Here is an 18,450-nt window from a genome sequence, read left to right on the forward strand (position 1 = left end):
GAGGCGTTCCAGTAGCGCCTGCTCCGGCAGGGTCACGTCCGTACTTAGCTCACTGCGCTGCAGGGTGCGTCTGCCGAGGCTGTCATACTGACGGAGCTGCTCGCGCGCGCCCTGGGTGCGGCGCACCTCGCGGTGCAGACGGTCGCGGGTGAACTCAGTCACCAGCTGCTGCCCGAAGCGGATGGCGCTGACGTGGCCGGAGCCGTAGTGCAGCCACGCCAGCTTTTGCTCGCCGGGCAGGGTCAGGCCGGTCAGGTTGCTCAGGGCATCCCATTCGTAGCCCACCTTGCCGTTAATGCCGGATTCGCTCAGCACGCGCCCGGCGTCATCGTGGCGGTAAGCGATCTCATCGCTTTCGATACCCAGGGCAACGCCTTCGGCGGTTGGCGTGCGGCGGATGCGGGTAATCTGGCCGCTCAGGTCGCGGAAATAGCGGTACTCCGCGTGGCGCTGAGTGCGCCCGATCAGCAGCCCGCTGTCGTCATAGCTGAACTGCTGGACGCGACGGGCGATGCCGCCGTCGGCGGCAGGTCGGCCGTTTTCTTCGAGCGCGCAGAGGAACCCTCGCGCGTCCCATTCCATATGGCGCACGGTCTCGTCCGGGCGCGTTTCGCTGAGCGGGCGGCCCACGGCGTCGTAGGTGAAGCGGTATTCCGCCCCGTTGCCGTTATCGAGTCGCAGCAGGTTACCGCGCGGGTCGTAGCGCCACTGGCGCACGCGGCCAATACGGTCGGTGAGGCTGACCGGGAGGCCGAGCGCGTTATAGGCCCAGGTCACTTCACTTTCCAGCGGGTCGCGCCAGCCCGTGAGCTGGCCGCGTTCGTTCCACACCAGCGACTCGCGGCTGCCGTCCGGATGGATCACAGCGCTCAGCAGCCCGGCGCGGCTCCACTCCCGGCGCGTGATGTTCCCTTCCGCATCCTCGCTGGCAACCAGTTGCCCGAAACGGTCGTAGGTGAAGCGGGTGATGCTGCCGGAGCAGTCGGTGCGCTGCGTCAGCAGCCCCTGGTGGTTCCAGACCAGACGCACCACGCCGCCGATGGCGTCGGTGATGCTCTCCGGCAGGTTTTCTTCATCGTCGGGATAGCGATACGCGGTGGTGCTACCGGCCGGATCGGTTTCCGCCAGCAGGCGACCGCGAAGGTCGTAGATGGCCTGCGATGAGGTGCCGTCCGGGTATACCGTGCGGGTGATGCGGTCGGTCAGGCGATGCCAGTGATACTCCGTGCGGCGGCCCGCCGGGTCCGTCTCGCTGGTCATGCGACCGTATTTGTCCCACGTGCTGCGGCGCATCGCCCCGCCCGGCAGAATAACGTCGCAGAGCTCGCCGTCGCGGTAGACAAACGTCGTCTGGCGACCGTCGTAATCCGTGAAGCGGGCAACGTTGTCGTCGTCATCCACCAGCCAGTGCGCCTGCGCGCCATCTTCGCGGGTCGCACGGCGGGTGCCGTTTTCAAAATCGTATTCGAACGTCAGCTGTTCGCCGCCGCTGTGGCGGAAGCCGACCACGCGCGGCAGGCCGTCAATCTCCCGCCAGCGGTATTCGCTCAGCAGGCCGTTGGCGTCCTCGTGGGCGCTCATCAGCCCGTCCTGCCAGCTAAAGCGTCGGCGCACGCTACCGCCCCGGCCGGTCACACAGACCAGCTGGCGCTGTTCATCATAATCGTAACTGACCAGACAGATCTCGTCATCCAGCCAGGCGCCGAGGAGCCTGTCACGATCGTAGCGGCAGACCACGCGCTGGCCCGCGCTGTCGGTCAGGGCATGCAGGGTATTATCCGCATTCCACTCGAAGAGGATATCGTTGCCGCAGGGTTCAGAGATGCGCTGGAGCAGCGACGGGGCATCTTCCTTAAGCGGCGCATAGTGCCAGCGCTCGCCGCTGACGTCATACACCGACCAGCTGTCGTCCTGGTGATGTTCAAGCCAGTTCTTTTCACTTTCGCAGTAGGAGCGCAGCCCTTTCGGCACCTTCGGGAAGGCGACGTAATCGCCGGACGGCGCGCGCCACACCAGGCCGTCCTGATACGCCTCCAGGCGGCTTTCCCAGAACAGGCTCCAGCCGCGGCCCAGCACGCTGTCGCCGGGGTTGCCGCTGCGCCAGTAGCGCTGCCAGCGCACTGGCAGACGGGAAGGCAGGACGAAGTCCAGCTCGTCATCCCCGCTGAGAAACTTCTGTCCGCTGACGATATCCACCGGGCGGGCGATAATCCCCGCGGCCGCCACGCCGGTCATCAGCGTGCCGGCGCGACAGGCGATACGGGCCAGCTTGTTGATGCCGGGGATTTTGCCCAGCAGCTTAGAGAGCGCCCCGACTTTGCCAGCGGCCCCGCCCCAGCCGCCGATAAGCCCGGCGAACAGCAGGGTCAGATCGGAGACTTTATAGAGCCACTCGGGCACTTCAGACTGAATGGGCAGGGTTTGCTGCGGGTCGCCGCCGATAATGACGTTATTCGAACCGGTCATGACCTTCGCGTCGCAGGTGGTGCGATCCCCGATGCGGGAGGCTGGCTGGCTGTTAATGGAGACGCGCTTGGAGCCTTCGGCCATCTGCTGCGAGCCGTCGTCAGAACAGTCGACGGTGCTATCGGTGGCAAGCGCGGCGGGTTTACCGTTGATAAACACGTTCGGGGAGCCGGAGGTGATGACGCCTTTCTTCGTCATGCTGGATGCCCCGGCGTCCGCGATGCTGTCCCGGGCGGCGGTCGCCAGCTCCCCGGTGTAATACCCCACGGCCAGGCTGGCGCCGACGAGCAGGACGCCCACGCCAAGACAGGATGCGCCGAGACCGGCAATAAACATGGCCCCCGCCAGAATGCCCCCGGCGGCGGCAATCAGGCCACCGACAATCGTTCCGGCAATCATCCCGGCCAGCGCACCGGAGTGGCCGATATCATCACCTACGCGTGCTGCTTCAAACATAACAACGGTCCCTGAAGTTAATGGTGGAAGCGGAAGCTCCTGAGAAGTTCGCCAAACAGCGCGCTGTCGGCATCGCCCGGCGTGCGGGTGCAGGTCATGGTGAAGACCAGGACTTTATCGCTGTTGGTATTAAAGACGGCCTGCTGCTGCCAGATGCGTTTCCCGTCGCGCAGGTAGCTGGCATGGACAATTTCACCCTGTGAAAGGTTGTCGCCAAGCGTAGCGGCGCTGCGCTCACCCTGCTTCCAGGCCTTGATGTGTTTTGCCATCAGCGCGAGCTGGCGATCGATATACGCGGCAAGCGCTTCGCCGGGATTGAGGGCATCGCGGGAGATGTTGAACGCCGGCGCATCCGCTGAAGGCGGCGCGAATACGTTGACGGTACGATCCTGATAACCCTCAGGAAAGGTGATCTGTCCTTCACTGAACAGGCACTGCGAATGTTGTTCTGACATTGAGCGGGTCCCACCACATTTTTTCAGAAGCGGTAAGTTTCGCATATGTGTTTAAGGCTGACTATCCCCAGATTATTGCCACACGCCAGCCCTCACCGAATGCAAAAACAGCGGCCGTTAGCCCGGCCCCTCGCTCCCCGCCGCCAGCAGCGGGACCACCACGTCACTGATGGGCACCGCAATACCGTGTTTGCGGCCGTAGCGCTGGATCACGCCGTTGCGGATATCCCACTCCAGCGGGCGATCCGCCTGGCGGTCGGCGAGGATCGAGGTGCCCAAATCCGCGGGCGCACGCTGGAAGTTCGCCAGGATCTCTTGTGCGACCTCATCCTCCAGCGTCGCCCCTTCGGCGCGGGCGACGGCAAGGCCTTCGCGTAGATAGGCCAGCGAAAGTTCGCTGACATCCTCGCGTCTGAACATGCCGGCGCGGCGGTTAGCCAGCACCATCAGCCCGGCAACGGCGTTTTGCAGCAGCTTGCGCCAGGCCACCGTTGAGAAGTCTGCCGAGAGTTCAACCGCGCAGCGTGTCCCCTGCAACGCATCCACCACCCGTTTTGCCTGCGGCACGTCCGGCAGAGTCAGTCGCGGCCTGGCGCGCAGCCATACGGAGGCATCCGGCTCGCGCTGGGCCGGGAACCAGACCACCGACGGCAGCACCGTGGCGCCGTTGACCCACGGCTCAAGCTGGGCTTTTTGCTCAACGCCGTTTTGCAGGGCGCAGACAACCGTGTTTTCATCACACAGCGCGCGCAGCCACCCGGCGCTGTCGGCATTTTGCGTCGTTTTTACCGCCACAAACACCAGATCGGCCGGGCGCGCGATGACGCTCGGATCGGTTAATACCGGACCGGGCACAACCGTTTCCCCCTCATCGTCGCGCAAGCGCAGTTCAGGATGCGCGGTGCGTCCGCACAGCAGCGGCGTGCGGCCCGCCTCATGCAGCACCGCGGCAATGGTGGTACCAATTGCGCCAGGACCCAGCAGCGCAATCACTGGATTGTCAGACATGGTGAACTCCCCTTTTCGCTAAGCCTGCTAACAGTTATACCACCCTGAAAAGTGAGCGCCACGTCGTTGTCTATACTCATCACTCTACAGACAACGGAGTGCGCCATGCCTTTACCTGATTTCAAATCCTCTGAACCTTTTACCCTTGGCATCGAACTGGAACTGCAGGTGGTTAATCCGCCAGGCTACGATCTGAGCCAGGACTCCTCCGCGCTTATTGCCGCCGTCAAAGACGACATTAAAGGCGGGGAAGTGAAGCACGATATCACCGAAAGCATGCTCGAAATCGCTACCGGCGTGTGTCAGAACATCGACCAGGCGGCGGCGCAGTTCTCGATGATGCAGCAGAGCATCCTGCGCGCGGCGGCGGAGCAGCACATCCAGATTTGCGGCGGCGGGACGCATCCGTTCCAGAAGTGGCAGCGTCAGGAGGTGTGCGACGACGAGCGCTATAACATCACGCTGGAGCGCTTTGGCTATCTGATTTTGCAGGCCACGGTGTTCGGCCAGCACGTGCATGTCGGCTGTCGGACCGGGGATGACGCCATCTACCTGCTGCACGGCCTGTCGCGCTTTGTGCCGCACTTTATCGCCCTGGCGGCGGCATCGCCGTACATGCAGGGCACGGACACGAAATTTGCCTCGTCGCGGCTCAATATCTTTTCGGGTTTTCCGGATAACGGTCAGATGCCGTGGGTCAACAGCTGGCAGGAGTTCGAAGGGCTGTTCCGACGCCTGAGTTCCACGAGCATGATCGACAGCATTAAAGATCTGCACTGGGACATTCGCCCCAGCCCGCATTTTGGCACCGTGGAGGTGCGGGTGATGGATACGCCGCTGACCCTCGGCCACGCGATTAATATCGCCGGGCTGATTCAGGCGACATCCCACTGGCTGCTGACCACGCGGCCTTATAAGCATCAGGAAAAGGATTTTCTGCTCTATCGCTTTAACCGTTTCCAGGCCTGTCGCTATGGGCTGGAAGGTATTCTGACGGATGTGCATACCGGCGAGCATAAAACCGTGGCGAAGGATATCGCCTGGCTGCTGGAGCAGGTTGCGCCGTCGGCCGAGAAGCTCGGCGCGGCAAGCGCAATCAATGAAATTGCTCTGCTGTTAAAGCAGGGCAAGAGCGAGGCGCAGCGCATGCGCGACTTTATCGCCGACGGCGGATCGCTTATTTCACTGGTGCAGAAACACTGCGAGCTGTGGGCGACGAGTCCGTAAGCGACCAGACTGCGGACCATACACCCCAAAGGGGCGAGGGAGAAACCGGGTGACGGGTTTAAATTGCTTAACGTGCCGGGATGCCGGACAATGACATTTTTAACTGACGATTAACATTACGATGAAACACCCGTTAGAATCGCTGCTCACGGCAGGCGGCATTTTATTGCTGGCCCTGCTTTCGTGTCTGCTGCTCCCTGCGCCCTCGCTTGGGCTGGTGCTGGCGCAGAAGCTGGTGACCACCTTTCATATGGTCGACCTTAACCAGCTTTACACCATTCTGTTCTGCGTGTGGTTTTTACTGCTCGGGGCGATCGAATTCTTCGTGTTGCGTTTCGTCTGGCGCCGCTGGTTTTCACTGGCGTCGTAAGCAAAAAAGCCGGGTGGCGGCTACGCCTTACCCGGCCTACACACGACAGGTTAATGTGTCTGGCTATGGTTCTCTTTGCGGTACGCGCCAGGCGGCTGGTTGAAGGTGCGGGTGAAGATGCGGGTAAACGTCTGCTGCGAATCAAACCCGTAACGCAGGCAGATATCGTATACCCGGGCGTCGGATTCACGCAGATCGCGCGCCGCCAGCAGCAGCTTGCGTTCACGGATATAGCGTCCCAGACTCTCCCCTTTGTACTGCATAAACAACCGCTGCAGATGCCATTTCGAGTAGCCCGCGTGACGGGCAATCTCTTCTATACGTAATGGCTGGTGCAGGTTGTCGTCGATCCATTCGACGATAGTGTCGATGACTTGAGCGGAAATGGTCATACTGCTCTCCCCCTCTGCTTCTCGCTTAAACATTATTCCCACCACGTACGGAATGTTTGCGTGGTGTCACTCACCCGGACGGGCTCGCCCAGTTCCGGTGTCAGCAGCCGATAATTTTGATCCTTGCTGGCGTTGGCCAGCTGGATCAGCGGGTCGTTCCAGGCGTGTTTCGCCAGCACGAAGCGTCCGTTATGTCCGGGCACCACGGCTTTGGCGCCAAGATCTGCCGACGCCTGCGCTGTCTCCTCCGGCAGCATGTGGATGTACTTCCAGTCCTGGTCGTACTGACCGTTTTCCATGATGGCCAGGTCAACCTCGCCAAACTGCTCGCCGATGGCCTTAAAGTGCGGGCCGTAACCGGAATCACCGCTGTAGTAAACCTTCTGTTCCGGCGTGACGAACATAAAGCTACCCCACAGGGTGCGATCGCGTTTGATACCCCGCCCGGAGAAGTGACGCGCCGGCAGAACGTGCACCGTCAGCTCATCGCTGATGCGCACCGACTGGTTCCAGTCGCGCTCGTCGATAATCTCGGGGTTCATTCCCCAGTAACGCAGGTGGGAACCCACGCCCAGCGGCGTGACCACGCGCTTCACCTTTGGCAGCAGCGCCCTGATGGTGGCGTAATCCAGATGATCGTAGTGATCATGCGAAATAATCAGCAGGTCGATCTCCGGCATGCTTTCTGCCCGCCACGGATACTCGCCGGCAAACGCTTTATTGAGGAACGAGAACGGTGCGGCATAGTTGCCGAGTACCGGGTCAATCAAAATGCGTTTGCCCGCCAGCTGCAGGTACCACGAGGAGTGGCCAAGCCACACCAGGGTGTCCTGCTCCAGCGGCAGGCTCGCAAGATCGGTTTTTACCAGCGGCAGCGGCCGGGCCGGGCGTGCGTTATCGGTTGTTTTGGTCAGGAAATCCCACATCGCGACCAGCATATTTTTGTCGCCGTTATACCCCGGCGTCGGCAGCGTGTTGTGGAATTTCCCCTCACGATACTGGGGAGAGGCCTCCACTGCTGTCAGTTGCTCACCCTGCGGCGGCTGGCCAAATCCGGCATTCAGAACACACGGTAAACTCGCAGCTGAAGCTAAAATCATGATTAACACCACGCAGATGAAGAGAGGTTTTTTCATATCCTGACCCGAAAACGCGCCCCATCCGATAGTTTGCGCGGGGTAAACTTGATTATGAGTGAGTAAGCACTCATTATAGATGTGATGAGAAAGTCGTCAAGACGTTTTCGATCTTTGACATTCCGCGTTGCAGCGGGTCAAAGCACGTGTTTCAATCAGGGTTTTTATCATTGACAGGGGGAAAAATTTAGTGGCACGTCCGAAGAGTGAAGATAAAAAACAGGCCTTACTGGAAGCCGCAACGGTGGCATTTGCACAGTCAGGTATTGCCGCCTCAACGGCGCTCATTGCCCGTAAGGCGGGTGTCGCCGAAGGCACCCTGTTCCGCTACTTTGCTACAAAAGACGATCTGCTGAATGCCCTCTACCTGCACCTGAAGCAGGATCTCTGCCAGACCATGCTGGCGAACCTCGATCGCACCATCACGCTGCCAAAAGAACATACCCGCAATATCTGGAACAGCTATGTGGACTGGGGAATTCGTAACCCGGTTGCCCATGCGGCTATCCGCCAGATTGGCGTCAGTGAAAAGCTGAGCGCCGAAACGGAACACGCGGTGAAAGAGATGTTCCCAGAGCTGCATGAACTTTGCCGTCGCTCGGTGCGTCAGGTGTTTATGTCTGATGAGTTCAAAACGTTCGGCGATGCGCTGTTCTTATCGCTGGCCGAATCCACGATGGAATTTGCCACCCGCGATCCTTCCCGCGCCGTCGAATTTAAAGCGCTCGGCTTTGAGGTGATGTGGCGCGGGCTTGCCCAGGAAGAGAGCGATGGAGAGTAAATCCTTGCAGGAGCACGCCAAACGCGTGGCGCTGGAGTTGCCCTTTACCGAACACTGTTGGCCGTTTGGGCCAGAATTTGACGTGTTTAAAGTGGGCGGAAAAATTTTTATGATTGTGGCGGTCGCGCACGGGCGGCCGCACGTCAGCCTGAAGTCAGACCCGGAAAAATCGCTGTTAAATCAGCAGATCTATCGCGGCGTTGAACCGGGCTATCACCTCAACAAAAAGCACTGGATCTCCCTCTACGGTACGGACGACGTCACGCCAGAGCTGGTGACTGACCTGATTACGGATTCCTGGCATCTGGTGGTGGATAAACTGCCAAAAAAAGACCAGAAGTGGATCAGGCCGGCCTGATTGTTCGTCTGAGACGAACAGATTAAGCGCTCGAAATGCACTTATCTTTTTCCACGTCCCGCTGTAATCTGCTCATCTTTCGCGCCCGCACGCGGGCGAATTTCATCACCAGGAGTTGTTATGGATATCATTTCTGTCGCCCTGAAACGCCACTCCACTAAGGCGTTCGACCCAGCCAAAAAACTGACCGCTGAAGAAGCGGAAAAAATCAAAACCCTGCTGCAGTACAGCCCGTCCAGCACCAACTCCCAGCCGTGGCACTTTATTGTGGCCAGCACCGAGGAAGGAAAAGCGCGCGTGGCGAAATCTGCCGCGGGTACCTATGTGTTCAACGAACGCAAAATGCTCGATGCTTCTCACGTGGTGGTGTTCTGCGCGAAAACCGCGATGGATGACGCCTGGCTGGAACGCGTTGTGGATCAGGAAGAGGCTGATGGTCGCTTTGCCACGCCGGAAGCGAAAGCAGCCAATAACAAAGGCCGTCACTACTTTGCCGATATGCACCGCGTGGATCTGAAAGATGACGACCAGTGGATGGCGAAACAGGTTTACCTGAACGTCGGTAACTTCCTGCTGGGCGTGGCTGCGCTGGGCCTGGACGCGGTACCGATTGAAGGTTTCGACGCGGCGATCCTCGACGCAGAGTTTGGTCTGAAAGAAAAAGGCTTCACCAGCCTGGTGGTGGTGCCGGTTGGACACCACAGCGTGGAAGATTTCAACGCCACGCTGCCAAAATCTCGCCTGCCGCTGAGCACGATTGTGACAGAGTGCTAATTAACACGGGCCGCGCTATGCGGCCCGTTACGCTTTACTGATGACTAACCTGCGATGTGGATGGACATCGCGATCGTATCCCCAGGCAAACGCAATCCAGCGCTCTTCCAGCTCGGCGTATGAACTCACCGGTGTTAAATGCCACTCTTCTCCTACCGTACCGTCCGCCACGCTTATCCGATAATTCATGCTGAACGCCCAGTCGATCATGCGTAACCAAAACCGCTGACCGTCTCCGGTTTGCTCACTGTCAGACACAACAATGTCGTATTCGCTTAACACCCATTGAAAGAAGGATTGTGGTAATCCACTGATGACACGCTGATGGACAGCGCGCGGCGTACGCCAGACCATAACCTGTGTCGCTGCGCCGTGAGGAAACGTAATTTCTTTATGGAACGTTAACTTCACCGCATACGCGGTATAAGGTTTTCCATCGTCGGTGGTCACGAGACGGTATTCATCGCCGTAGCGCGATTTTAACAGGCGATATCCCTCAGGCAGCATAAATCCGGGCAGATGAAAATCCACCGTGCCTCGCGCAAGAAACGCTTCAGTATGTTCGACGTTTCGGGAGATAAGGCCTAATTTTTGGCTGAAATCTGCGGAATCAATCATCAGTGGCGACATGGGTGGTTTCTCATGGCGTGAGTATAGACGACTTAACACCTCATCGAAATGATGTCGATTCAGTCGATTGGTTTAAGTTAACCCCCACATTACACCGGTCTCCTCCACTCAGCAGATTCGGCTCTTATTCCCTGAAAGCCTCTCGCAAAAAACTTATTTACCCTGCGCCGCCAGCCATTCCATTGCCCGCTCCCCCGCCTCATCCACCGGCAGATACACCAGCAGCCGTGACCCGTTTCGCGGCGCGGAGTACCAGTACATCTGCTGCAGCGTAAAGTCCCCCAGCTCCGGATGGGTAAACAACTTGAGCTGGTTCTCTACGCCGCGCACGTCGTTGCGCTGGTGCCACAACGTTTTAAACTCCTCCGACACTGCAAAGAAGCGCGCCAGTTTGGCCTCCCACAGCGGATCGCCCCGGTGTTCGGCCATCGCCGCGCGGAAGTAGGAGACAAAGATGGGCAGCACATCGTCGCGTCTGCCAAGACGTGCGCGCCACGCCGGATGGGTGAGAAACAGGTAAATGCAGTTGCGGTCTTCCGGCGGAATGTCATTGAAATCGACGCCCATCAGATGTCCGAAGCTGTCATTCCACGCCACGATGTCGAAGTTCGGTTTCTGAATGCTGGCGGGTTTCGGCATCAGCGTATCCAGCAGGCGGCGCGTGCCTTCACTGATACCCTCGCAACAGACCGCCTGCGGCGCTTCACCCGGCGGCAGCCCTGCCAGCACAAACAGGTGCCGGGCTTCGGTCGGGGTACACTGCAGCGCTTTTGCAATAGCGGCCATCACCGCGCTGGAGGGATTGACGTCCCGCCCCTGCTCCAGCCAGGTGTACCAGGTCACCCCCACGTCCGCGAGCATTGCCACCTCTTCCCGGCGCAGACCCGGCGTACGGCGTCGACCGCTGCGCGGCAGGCCAAGACGCTGTGGATCGAGGCTTTCACGACGGGCACGTAAAAATGCCCCCAGCTGTTTTCGGGTGTCATCCTGATGTGAGGCGACGGGTTCAGACATCAAGGCCATAAATCCCCCTGCATGGTAGTGCCAATACCAGTATAAGCAAGAACTGGTACCCGTTTATCAGATGGTTGATGCTACGACCATCTGTTGAATGACGCAATGGAGTTACCATGAATACGTCAGTAGTTTCACCGGGTCGCGCTGGCCTGATATTGCTGTTAACCGGCCAGATGCTGCCGATGATAGATACCTCAATCACCAACGTGGCGCTGGACGCCATCACCCATTCACTGCATGCGACCGCCACCGAGCTGGAGCTGATTGTCGCCCTCTACGGCGTGGCCTTTGCCGTTTGCCTCGCCCTCGGCAGCAAGCTCGGGGATAACTTTGGCCGCCGTCGCCTGTTTATGTGGGGCGTGGCAGGCTTTGGCCTGGCCTCGCTGCTGTGCGGGATGGCGGGGAATATTGAACAGCTGCTGGCAGCACGCATTGTTCAGGGCGCGGGGGCCGCGCTTATCATGCCGCAAATTCTTGCCACGCTGCACGTCACGCTGAAAGGCACCGCCCACGCCAAAGCTATCAGCCTGTTTGGCGGTATCGGCGGGATTGCGTTTATCGTCGGGCAGATGGGCGGCGGCTGGCTGGTGTCGGCGGATATCGCCGGGCTGGGCTGGCGTAACGCCTTTTTTATCAACGTCCCGATTTGTCTGGTGGTGCTGGCGCTGAGCCGCCGTTTCGTGCCGGAAACCCGTCGCGAGACGCCTTCGCGCATTGACTGGGCGGGCACTGTCCTGCTGGCGATCATTCTCTGCTGCCTGCTGTTCCCGATGGCGCTTGGCCCCCAGTGGCACTGGTCCTGGCCGCTGAAGGCCGCACTGTTTGCCATTCTCCCGCTGGGCTATCTGATGGTATTGAATGCCCGTAAAAAGGAGCACGAGAATGCCCATCCGCTGATCCCGCCGCGCCTGCTTTCGCTTCGCAGCGTTCGCTTTGGCGTCCTGATTGCGATGCTCTTTTTCAGCGTCTGGTCCGGGTTTATGTTCTGTATGGCGCTCACCATGCAAACCGGTCTGGGGATGGCGCCGTGGCAATCGGGGAACAGCTTTATCGCCCTGGGCGTGACCTACTTTATTTCCGCGTGGTTCGCGCCGCGTCTGATTGCCCGCTACAGCACCAGCACCATTCTGCTGACGGGCCTGGCGATCCAGATTACCGGCCTGCTGGCGCTGATGGCGACGTTCCACCTGTGGGGCATGAATAACACCGCGCTGACGCTGGCGCCCGCCACCGGTCTGGTGGGCTACGGGCAGGCGCTGATCGTAAACAGCTTCTACCGTATCGGGATGCGCGATATTCAGCCTGACGATGCGGGGGCGGCGAGCGCCATTTTGAGCACGCTGCAGCAGGCCGCGCTGGGGCTGGGTCCGGCCATTTTTGGGGCGATTTTGCTGCACGCGCTGCAACACCATCACGGGGATTACACTCAGGCGATTAATGTCTTCCTGGCTGTGGAAACTGTCATGATGATCGTTCTGGGGCTGGCAACGTTACGTATGCGCCATCGCCTGTCTCTGCCCGTGGGGAAAACCTGCCAGGCCACCAAATAAGCCGCGAATTTGCATAATAGATCCGCAGCCGCCATTATGGGGCTGCATCAATACAGGAGACGTTATGCAGGAATTAATTGCTCAGGTAGAAGAGTTAGGGATCGAAATTACCCCCACCACATCATTAGTCATCATCTTTGGTATTATTTTTCTTACCGCCATTATCATTCATTTTATTCTGCACAAAGTTGTCTTGCGGGCCTTTGAGAAGCGTGCGCAGGCCAGCAGCCATTTGTGGCTGCAGATCATCACCCAGAATAAATTATTTCACCGTCTGGCCTTTACCCTTCAGGGGATAATCGTTAACGTCCAGGCGGTACTGTGGCTGCAAAAAGGCAGCGAAGCGGCGGAAATATTAACCACCTGCGCAAAGCTGTGGATGATGGTGTATGCCCTCCTCGCCTTCTTCTCGCTGCTGGACGTGATTTTCAATCTGTCGCAGAAAATGGCCACCGCGTCGCAGCTGCCGCTGAAGGGGATCTTCCAGGGCATCAAGCTGGTGAGCGCCATTCTGGTGGGGATCTTAATTATCTCCCTGCTCATCGGTCAGTCTCCGGCGATTCTGATCAGCGGTCTGGGGGCCATGGCGGCGGTATTAATGCTGGTGTTTAAGGACCCTATCCTGGGTCTGGTGGCGGGTATTCAGCTCTCGGCCAACGACATGCTCAAGCTCGGCGACTGGCTGGAGATGCCGAAATACGGCGCCAACGGCACGGTGACGGACATCGGGCTGACCACCGTTAAGGTGCGCAACTTCGATAATACGATTACGACCATTCCGACGTGGGCGCTGGTTTCCGACGCCTTTATCAACTGGAGCGGCATGTCCGCCTCCGGTGGGCGACGCATTAAGCGCAGCCTGAATATTGATACCACCAGCATTCATTTTCTCGACGAGCAGGAACAGCAGAAACTTATTCAGGCGAAGCTGCTGAAGCCCTATCTGGCCGCGCGTCATGAGGAGATTAACCTGTGGAATCAGCAGAACGGTGAAGGGGAATCGATATTAAACCTGCGCAAGATGACCAATATCGGCACCTTCCGCGCTTACCTGAATGAATATCTGCGCAACCACCCACGGATTCGCAAAGATATGACATTAATGGTGCGCCAGCTCGCGCCGGATGCTAACGGCCTGCCGATTGAAATATATGCCTTCACCAATACGGTGGTCTGGGCAGAATATGAAGAGATTCAGGCCGACATCTTCGACCATATTTTCGCGGTAGTGGATGAATTTGGTCTGCGTATACACCAGTCACCGACCGGGAACGATATTCGCTCGCTGGCAGGCGCTGTCGCCAGATAATCAGGTGCTGGCGCGGGAAATAAAGCGCCAGTCCATCATCACTCTTTCCGTGGGCGCATCCGGGTTGTCGATCTTATTTAAGAGCAGATCGACCGCCTTGCGCCCGATATTGCGCGACGGCTGTTCGATGGTCGTCAGCGAAATCATGTCCGCCAGCTCAGTGCCATCAAAACCGACGACTGCAATATCCTCCGGCACGCGCAGCCCCGCCTGCTGAATAGCGCGCAAGGCCCCTGCCGCCAGGGTGTCGGAAACGGCAAATACCGCGTCCGGCGGATTTTCCTTCAGCAGATTTTGCATGGCGGCCATTCCGGCGCGGGAGCTGAGATCGCTTGCGTACTCAACCGCCTGATACGCCAGGTCTTTAAGGTGGATCACGCTCTTGTAGCCGCGCTCGCGCAGCCGGGCGTATTTATAGCTGAGGTCGTGGTTGATCATGGCAATGCGCTTGCGGCCACCTTCAGCAAGCTGGCTGACGGCGTGCTGCGACGCATCGACGTCGTTAATCCCCACGCAGGAAACCGTCCCGGCATCGGCGTATTCGGCGCACTGCACCCAGGGGGCAGAACCTATCAGCGCGGCCAGTTCCGGCAGCTTCGAAAAGGCGTCCATAGTGATAATGCCGTCGACGATTTTGCCGGAAAGCAGGCTCAAGCCCGAGCGGGAGCGTTCGATATCAGAGCCAGAGTTGCAGAGCAGAATGCGGTAGCCGTTTTTCTCGGCCTCTTCTTCGATGCCTTTCACCACCTCGGCGCAGAACGGGTTGGCAATGTTCGAGACCATCACCAGGATCATATAGCTGCGGGCCGTGCGCAGCTGGCGCGCCAGCAGATTGGGCTGGTAGTTACTCTCTTTAATCGCCTGCAGGACGCGATCGCGGTTTTTTGCTTTCACGGTATCGCTGTTGTTGAGCACCCGGGAAACCGTCGCCACGGAGACCCCGGCCAGCTGAGCGATTTTCTGAATTGACATAGCGACGACACATCCTGCGGTTAGCGTTTTGTGCAGGCTACCATAAATTTGTTGCCCGGCGAACCGGGCAACGCGTCATTGCGCCACGCGAACCCAGCGCTGTTGCTGGTGGCTTTTTACTATTGCATCAATGATATACATCACGTTCGCGCCATCATGGAAGGTGGCAAACGCAGGCCGTTCCGGCATTGCGCCCGTCTGCACGGCACGGTAGAACTGCGCCATCATGTTTTTGAAGGCATCCGGCCAGCCTTCAATATGCCCGCCGGGGAAATGGGCGCTGTCGGCCACATCAGGGTTCATCAGGCTCGGATCGTCGCTGAGCGTCTGGTTTGCCTGTGCGCGATGGCCGATCCACAGCTGCTGAGGGCTCTCCTGATCCCACGCCACCGACCGCTCGCTGCCGTTGATCTCAAACGTCAGGCGGTTTTTGCGCCCGGCGCTCACCTGCGAGACGCTAAAGCTGCCCTTGCTGCCGTCGTCAAAGCGGAACAGCACCGATCCGAAGTCTTCGGTGGTGACCGGCTTGTCCTCATAGCGGGCGTGCTCCTCGTGCACGAAGGTCTGATTTCCGGCCACGCTAGCCTTGCGCGTCGGCCAGACGATAGCGAGGTCGGCCATCACCTCGGTGATGCGGCGGCCGGTGACAAACTGCACCGTGTCGCACCAGTGGGAGCCGATATCCGCCACCGCGCGCGACGCCCCGCCCAGCGCGGCATCCACCCGCCAGTTGTAGTCGGTTTCGAGCAGCATCCAGTCCTGCAGATAGCTGCCGTGCGCGGCAAATACCCGTCCGACGCTGCCCGCGCGTAGCATGCTCGCGGCCTGTCGCACCATCGCAAACTGGCGATAGACAAAGCTGACGCCGTGTACCACACCCGCCTGCTCTGCCAGCACCACCAGTTCGCGGGCCTCGTCCGGGGTCATGCACAGCGGCTTCTCGGAAAAGACGTGCTTTCCCGCGCGCAGGATCTGGCGGTTAATCTCTGCGTGCAGGTGATTTGGCGTGCAGTTGTGCACCACGTGCAGATCGGGATGTGCGAGTAACGCATCCACGCTGCCGTAGGCGTGCGGGACGTTAAGCCGACGCGCTTTTTCCTGCGCCTGCGCCAGCGAGCTGTCGCACAGCGCGACGACCTGCACAAAACCCAGGCGCCTGAGCGCCTCGATATGCGCCGGGCCGATAAACCCGCTGCCGATAATGCCGACGTTAATCATGGCTGCCTCCTGCCGCGAAATCGTCAAACGCGCGCCCGGAGACCGGGATAATGTGGCGGCGGATAAACTCGCTGCCTTCGCGGGCACCGGTATCGCCATCTTTCAGGCAGCACTCCCACTCCAGTACCGCCCAGCCGTCGTAGTCGTACTGCGTCAGTTTGCTGAAAATGCCCCTGAAGTCGATCTGCCCGTCGCCCAGCGAACGGAAGCGGCCGGCACGGTTGATCCACGGCTGATAGCCGCCATACACCCCGCTCCGCGCGCTGGCGCGGTATTCGGCATCCTTCACGTGGAATGCTTTGATGCGCGCGTGATAGATGTCGATAAAAGCCAGGTAGTCCATCTGCTGCAGCAGCATATGGCTCGGGTCGTAGAGAATGTTGCAGCGCGGGTGGTTATCCACCAGCGCCAGAAAACGCTCAAACGTCACCCCGTCGTGCAGGTCTTCCCCCGGATGCAGCTCAAAACAGACGTCTACGCCCTGTTCATCGAAGGTATCCAGAATCGGTCGCCAGCGGGCTGCCAGCGCCGCGAACGCCTCCTGGAAACGCTGCTCGTTATGCGGCGGCCACGGGTAAAAAAACGGCCAGGCCAGCGAGCCGGAGAACGTTGCGTGCGCTTTCAGACCCAGTCTGGCGGAGGCGATCGCCGCCTGCTTCAGTTTCTCCGTGGCCCACGCCCGGCGGGCCGCATCGTTACCGCGCACGGACGCGGGCGCGAAATGGTCAAACGCGTCGTTGTAAGCCGGGTTAACCGCCACAAGCTGCCCTTCAAGATGGGTCGATAGCTCGCTGATGACAAGCCCGTGTGCGGCCAGCTTAGCGGTGACGTCATCGCAGTAGGCCTGGCTCTCTGCGGCTTTCTCTACATCAAAAATGTGCGGATGATTGCAGGGGATCTGCACCGCTTTATAGCCCTTATCTGCCGCCCACCCTGCCAGGCCGTCGAGCGAGTTAAACGGGGCCTCTTCGCCAATAAACTGCGACAGAAAAATACCGGGTCCTTTCATCGTCCTCATACCACCTCCAGAACGTTACGCCTTGTCATCGTCATAGCTGAACGTGAGAAGGAAAATAAGCGCGATCGCCGCGGCGGCCACCGCCGGGATCCACCAGAATGTCACCCACGCCTGCGGCACGGTATGACCCGCCACCAGGCGGTTGTAGAGCGCCCCGGAAATCTGCGAGCCGAGCAGCATCCCGATACCGTAGGTGAACATCACAATCATGCTCTGCGCCTGGCCTTTTACTTTTTCGCCCGCCACGCGGTCGGTGTAGATAAAGCCCACCACAAAGAAGAAGTCATAGCACACGCCGTGCAGCAGAATGCCAATGTACAGCAGGAAACGTCCCTCTTCGCTCACGCCGAGGGCAAACATGGCGTAACGCACGAACCACGCCAGCATGCCGATCAGCAGCATAACTTTCACGCCCAGGCGGCGGAACAGCAGCGGGATCACCAGCATGAAGACGATCTCCGACATCTGCCCGAACGACATCGCAGTGCTGACATCAGCAATCCCTGCGTCTGCCAGATAAGACGCGGTATAGGCGTAGTAGGTACCGAGCGGCACAGAAATCAGCATCGCGCAGACGGAAAAGACGAAGAAGTGACGGGTTTTAAGCAGCGCGAAGGCATCCGCGCAGAACAGATCGCGCACCTTAACCGGCAGCCCTTTAGCGGGGGCTGGCGTGTGCGGCAACGTCAGGCTATAGAGGGCCAGCAGCACGGAGCTGGCCGCCGCCACCTGGAAGATGGTGACGCTTGCCGCCACACCGGTAACGCCAATAAATATCCCCGCCGCAATCCAGCCGATCGTGCCGAATACGCGAACCACCGGGAAGGTTTTATCGACGTTTGCCAGGCTGTGAAACGCAATGTTGTTGGTCAGCGCAAGGGTTGGCATGTAGCAGAGCGTGTAGCCAAACAGCAGGCCGATCAGCAGCGCACCGTTTTCAGCAATCAGCGCGCCCGGCACAAACCACAAGATCGCCGCCCCGGCGAGATGCATCACCGCCATGACCTTTTGCGAGGCAAAGAAGCGATCCACCAGCATGCCAAGCACAAACGGCGACAGAATAGAGGCGATTGGCCCGGCAGAGAACGCATCACCAATCAGCAAAGACATGTTGTGCTGGGTCATCACCAGACCCAGCGTGACCGACCAGCTGCCCCAGATAAAAAACTGCAGAAACATCATCAGCGACAGCCGCGGCACCAGCAGCCGGTGCTGCGCTATCGCCTTTCCACTACTTTCAGTTGTTGACACCATGACGAGCCCCACCCTCAAAAAGTAATCGATTACAAAACAGTTCAGGTAAAAAGTAATCG

18 protein-coding genes are annotated in these 18,450 nt (G+C 59.3%); 7 read left to right on the forward strand and 11 right to left on the reverse strand.

The genetic code is table 11. The features are described from left to right. The 3 genes from C5687_RS00005 to C5687_RS00015 form a co-directional block, all read right to left on the reverse strand. Positions 1-2,922: PAAR domain-containing protein (locus tag C5687_RS00005; RefSeq protein ID WP_104556184.1), on the reverse strand; the 2,922-nt coding region annotated here is incomplete at its 3' end. 17 nt (positions 2,923-2,939) lie between these two features. Beyond that, the gene (locus tag C5687_RS00010) at positions 2,940-3,377 is read right to left on the reverse strand and encodes a DcrB-related protein (RefSeq protein WP_104556185.1); all 438 of its coding nucleotides are present in this window, start codon (positions 3,375-3,377) and stop codon (positions 2,940-2,942) included. A gap of 117 nt (positions 3,378-3,494) precedes the next feature. Further along, positions 3,495-4,385, reverse strand: coding sequence for an oxidoreductase (locus tag C5687_RS00015; RefSeq protein WP_104556186.1), 891 nt, complete (start codon positions 4,383-4,385; stop codon positions 3,495-3,497). A gap of 105 nt (positions 4,386-4,490) precedes the next feature. On the opposite strand from C5687_RS00015, the gene C5687_RS00020 reads away from it, so the two are divergent. Together C5687_RS00020 and C5687_RS00025 are read left to right on the forward strand one after the other, a co-directional pair. Further along, the gene (locus tag C5687_RS00020; protein WP_104556187.1) at positions 4,491-5,612 is read left to right on the forward strand and encodes a YbdK family carboxylate-amine ligase; all 1,122 of its coding nucleotides are present in this window, start codon (positions 4,491-4,493) and stop codon (positions 5,610-5,612) included. Positions 5,613-5,733: 121 nt separating this feature from the next. Next, the gene (locus tag C5687_RS00025) at positions 5,734-5,982 is read left to right on the forward strand and encodes a DUF1158 domain-containing protein (RefSeq protein WP_025759543.1); all 249 of its coding nucleotides are present in this window, start codon (positions 5,734-5,736) and stop codon (positions 5,980-5,982) included. Between the two features lie 50 nt (positions 5,983-6,032). On the opposite strand, the gene C5687_RS00030 is transcribed toward C5687_RS00025, so the two are convergent. Further along, positions 6,033-6,374, reverse strand: coding sequence for a RamA family antibiotic efflux transcriptional regulator (locus C5687_RS00030; RefSeq protein WP_010428317.1), 342 nt, complete (start codon positions 6,372-6,374; stop codon positions 6,033-6,035). Between the two features lie 32 nt (positions 6,375-6,406). After that, complete coding sequence (locus C5687_RS00035; protein ID WP_104556188.1) at positions 6,407-7,510, reverse strand: MBL fold metallo-hydrolase; 1,104 nt, start codon at positions 7,508-7,510, stop codon at positions 6,407-6,409. 190 nt (positions 7,511-7,700) lie between these two features. Between C5687_RS00035 and C5687_RS00040 the strand changes: the two genes are divergently transcribed. The 3 genes from C5687_RS00040 to nfsB all read left to right on the forward strand — a co-directional run bounded on the left by C5687_RS00040 (position 7,701) and on the right by nfsB (position 9,423). After that, positions 7,701-8,291: a TetR/AcrR family transcriptional regulator gene (locus tag C5687_RS00040; protein WP_047957941.1), complete on the forward strand. Its 591-nt coding sequence runs from the start codon at positions 7,701-7,703 to the stop codon at positions 8,289-8,291. After that, a complete protein-coding gene (locus tag C5687_RS00045; protein ID WP_025759537.1) occupies positions 8,281-8,649 on the forward strand; it encodes an MmcQ/YjbR family DNA-binding protein in 369 nt (122 codons plus the stop codon). The genes C5687_RS00040 and C5687_RS00045 overlap by 11 nt, the downstream gene beginning before the upstream one ends. 120 nt (positions 8,650-8,769) lie before the next feature. Next, a complete protein-coding gene (gene nfsB / locus C5687_RS00050) occupies positions 8,770-9,423 on the forward strand; it encodes an oxygen-insensitive NAD(P)H nitroreductase (protein WP_095441112.1) in 654 nt (217 codons plus the stop codon). 27 nt (positions 9,424-9,450) lie between these two features. On the opposite strand, the gene C5687_RS00055 is transcribed toward nfsB, so the two are convergent. Both C5687_RS00055 and C5687_RS00060 read right to left on the reverse strand, forming a co-directional pair. Then, positions 9,451-10,053, reverse strand: coding sequence for a hypothetical protein (locus C5687_RS00055; RefSeq protein WP_045286098.1), 603 nt, complete (start codon positions 10,051-10,053; stop codon positions 9,451-9,453). A 153-nt stretch (positions 10,054-10,206) separates the two neighbouring features. Continuing rightward, positions 10,207-11,076 carry a helix-turn-helix transcriptional regulator gene (locus tag C5687_RS00060; RefSeq protein WP_025759533.1) on the reverse strand — a complete coding sequence of 290 codons (870 nt, stop codon included), beginning with the start codon at positions 11,074-11,076 and terminating at the stop codon, positions 10,207-10,209. Between the two features lie 107 nt (positions 11,077-11,183). Between C5687_RS00060 and C5687_RS00065 the strand changes: the two genes are divergently transcribed. Both C5687_RS00065 and C5687_RS00070 read left to right on the forward strand, forming a co-directional pair. Further along, a complete protein-coding gene (locus C5687_RS00065) occupies positions 11,184-12,620 on the forward strand; it encodes an MFS transporter (protein WP_104556189.1) in 1,437 nt (478 codons plus the stop codon). A gap of 64 nt (positions 12,621-12,684) precedes the next feature. Continuing rightward, complete coding sequence (locus C5687_RS00070) at positions 12,685-13,929, forward strand: mechanosensitive ion channel family protein (protein ID WP_104556190.1); 1,245 nt, start codon at positions 12,685-12,687, stop codon at positions 13,927-13,929. On the opposite strand, the gene C5687_RS00075 is transcribed toward C5687_RS00070, so the two are convergent. The 4 genes from C5687_RS00075 to C5687_RS00090 form a co-directional block, all read right to left on the reverse strand. Beyond that, positions 13,930-14,901 carry a LacI family DNA-binding transcriptional regulator gene (locus C5687_RS00075; RefSeq protein WP_095441115.1) on the reverse strand — a complete coding sequence of 324 codons (972 nt, stop codon included), beginning with the start codon at positions 14,899-14,901 and terminating at the stop codon, positions 13,930-13,932. It lies immediately after the preceding gene. Between the two features lie 75 nt (positions 14,902-14,976). Further along, entirely contained in the window at positions 14,977-16,119 is a 1,143-nt protein-coding gene (locus tag C5687_RS00080; RefSeq protein WP_104556191.1) for a Gfo/Idh/MocA family protein, read from the reverse strand. Next, positions 16,112-17,137 (reverse strand): sugar phosphate isomerase/epimerase family protein, encoded by a 1,026-nt coding sequence (locus C5687_RS00085; RefSeq protein ID WP_104556192.1) that lies wholly within the window; start codon positions 17,135-17,137, stop codon positions 16,112-16,114. Before C5687_RS00085 ends, C5687_RS00080 begins: the two co-directional genes overlap by 8 nt. A 15-nt stretch (positions 17,138-17,152) precedes the next feature. Continuing rightward, the gene (locus C5687_RS00090; RefSeq protein WP_104556193.1) at positions 17,153-18,391 is read right to left on the reverse strand and encodes an MFS transporter; all 1,239 of its coding nucleotides are present in this window, start codon (positions 18,389-18,391) and stop codon (positions 17,153-17,155) included. Between the last annotated feature and the right edge of the window lie 59 nt (positions 18,392-18,450).

Source organism: Enterobacter sichuanensis (assembly GCF_002939185.1).
GTDB classification, from domain to species: Bacteria; Pseudomonadota; Gammaproteobacteria; order Enterobacterales; family Enterobacteriaceae; genus Enterobacter; species Enterobacter sichuanensis.